The following is a 2,460-nucleotide window of genomic DNA, read 5'->3' as shown; positions in this document are numbered from 1 at the left end:
GTGGAGCCCAACCTGGAACAAGTACCTTTTTTGCTCTATTTTTTGACCATCAGGTAATTAGCGTTGTTTTGTCCAATAGTTTTGGGACCCGTCAGGATGCTTTTGCTCTAACCATGGTCTTGCCCATTTGGCGTTGGAAGATCAATGAAGAATCAAAATCTGTAGTCAATAATTTCTTGGAATCCATAAAGCTTTATATATGATCGATTACTATACCCTCGCTTTTGCACCACTATTCGTAATACAAATTCTCTTGCTGTCGCACTTTTTTCCCAAACGCCTGGTTATGGCACTTGAAAGGAATGGGAGATTGTCACAAGATCATAAGGTCTTGATACGAAAGTTTCTTTTGTTGAACAAGATGAATTTGTGGGTCGGATTTTTGGTTATGGCCTTAGTACTGTCGGTATCAGATTCTTTGTCGGTGCGAATGACCTTGCTGACCATTGGTTTATATTTTCTTTAATATAGGGTGATGAGTTTCTGCCAATAATGATCTAAAGAACCATGCTTTCAGCATGTCTAGCCAGGAGTGCTTCGGTTAAAATCAGGTCTTGCCCATGTGGATTCCGCTATTGATTCAACAGTCTCGTTGTCAAATTCTAATTGGAATAAACAAGGTGAAATATTTCGGTAACGGCCAAGGTACCGCCATTATCGAAATTCGTAGTTGTCTTGATTGGGTCTTTTTTGGTTACTAAGGGTAATGACATCCAATAATATTGGTATTCATTGACCGCCTCATTATGTCGATTAGAAATTAAATAAGGGAGATTGGGCAACCGTTAGGTCACATTTTGCGTCTTTTTTGGTGAACAACCCGTTGTAGGGATCTCACTTGAATAAAGGTCGATACATTCATTTCTATGATTTGTATACATTTTGGTTCAAATAATATCGATACTAGTCCAAGGGTGTAACACATCAACAAATTAACGAACTAATTGTTTTTACATGTTTATGAAAAAAAGAAAGATACTTGTAACCGTCCTAATATTGCTTACCATTTTCATCCTATGGATTTTGGAACCGGTATCCATGAATCCCTATGGCAAAATTGAAATACCACAAGCACAAAGTGAAATCAATTTCAATGGTAAGGCTCCCGGATTAACCATGCGAATGGATTTTGAAAAAAAAGCGAATGAACTGCTCAATGACCATATGAATTCGGGACACTTTTTGGGCGTATCCGTAGGAGTGTCAAAGTTGGATTTTGGCAGTTATGTGGCCAGTGCCGGTTTTATGGATAAATGGGAGCGAAAACGAGCGAACAACGATATGCTGACGCGTATTACTTCAATTACCAAACCCATGACGGCAATTGCCATGATGCAATTGTATGAAAGGGGTTTGATCGATCTTGATGTGCCCATACAAATGTACTTGAAGGATTTTCCAAAAAAATCAAACGGTGATATTACTATAAGGCAGTTGTTGAAACATACCTCAGGAATGCCCCATTATGATTCAGGATGGGACGCCATGTCCTTTACCCATTATCCTACCCTGAAAGATGCCGTGGGATATTTTGAAGGAAGGGATCTTATTTTTGATCCAGGAACTAAATTCCAATATTCTTCCTACGGATATACCCTTTTGGGGGCCATATTGGAAGAGGTCACCCAAATGGACTATGCAGTATACATGAAGCGTCATATTTGGGATGTGGCGGGGATGACAAAAACTGGTGTTGAAATTGGGACCATGGAATATGAAAACAAAACAAAGGGCTACCTTAAAATCGGATCGAGATTTGTCAAAAGCCCCAACACGGATTTGAGCATCATCCAATCGGCGGGAGGGGTCCAATCAACAGCGAGGGGTCTGCTTAAGTTTGGTGAGGCGGTTTTGGGTCATCGACTCATCAAAAGTAGCACGTTGGATATGATGGTGAATGCCACCGATCAGTTGGCTCCGGCAATTGGTGATGATCCTTACGGATTTGGCTGGGCCGTTTATGATGACCCGAAATATGGTAGAATTATCCAACATGGTGGAGCCCAACCTGGAACAAGTACCTTTTTTGCTCTATTTTTTGACCATCAGGTAATTAGCGTTGTTTTGTCCAATAGTTTTGGGACCCGTCAGGATGCTTTTGCTCTAACCATGGTCTTGCCCATTTGGCGTTGGAAGATCAATGAAGAATCAAAATCTGTAGTCAATAATTTCTTGGAATCCATAAAGCTTTATATATGATCGATTACTATACCCTCGCTTTTGCACCACTATTCGTAATACAAATTCTCTTGCTGTCGCACTTTTTTCCCAAACGCCTGGTTATGGCACTTGAAAGGAATGGGAGATTGTCACAAGATCATAAGGTCTTGATACGAAAGTTTCTTTTGTTGAACAAGATGAATTTGTGGGTCGGATTTTTGGTTATGGCCTTAGTACTGTCGGTATCAGATTCTTTGTCGGTGCGAATGACCTTGCTGACCATTGGTTTATATTTTCTTT

The 2,460-nt window shown here is 40.2% G+C and carries 2 protein-coding genes; both read left to right on the top strand.

Annotated features, from left to right (window positions below; all coding sequences use genetic code 11):
* Nucleotides 1-203 (top strand): hypothetical protein (locus D2V08_RS17480; RefSeq protein WP_220473375.1); only part of this gene is annotated, 203 nt, incomplete at its 5' end.
* A gap of 757 nt (nt 204-960) precedes the next feature.
* Nucleotides 961-2,199, top strand: coding sequence for a serine hydrolase domain-containing protein (locus tag D2V08_RS03220; protein WP_182835476.1), 1,239 nt, complete (start codon nt 961-963; stop codon nt 2,197-2,199).
* The last annotated feature ends 261 nt before the right edge of the window (nt 2,200-2,460 follow it).

It is taken from the genome of Flagellimonas lutimaris (genome assembly GCF_003581615.1).
In the GTDB taxonomy this organism is placed as follows: domain Bacteria; phylum Bacteroidota; class Bacteroidia; order Flavobacteriales; family Flavobacteriaceae; genus Flagellimonas; species Flagellimonas lutimaris.
This window is presented reverse-complemented; position numbering and strand designations above follow the sequence as displayed.

Bases quoted from the DNA above. Each gene is read 5' to 3' on its own strand.
- D2V08_RS03220 (WP_182835476.1), top strand. From the start codon at position 961: ATGAAAAAAAGAAAGATACTTGTAACCGTCCTAATATTGCTTACCATT.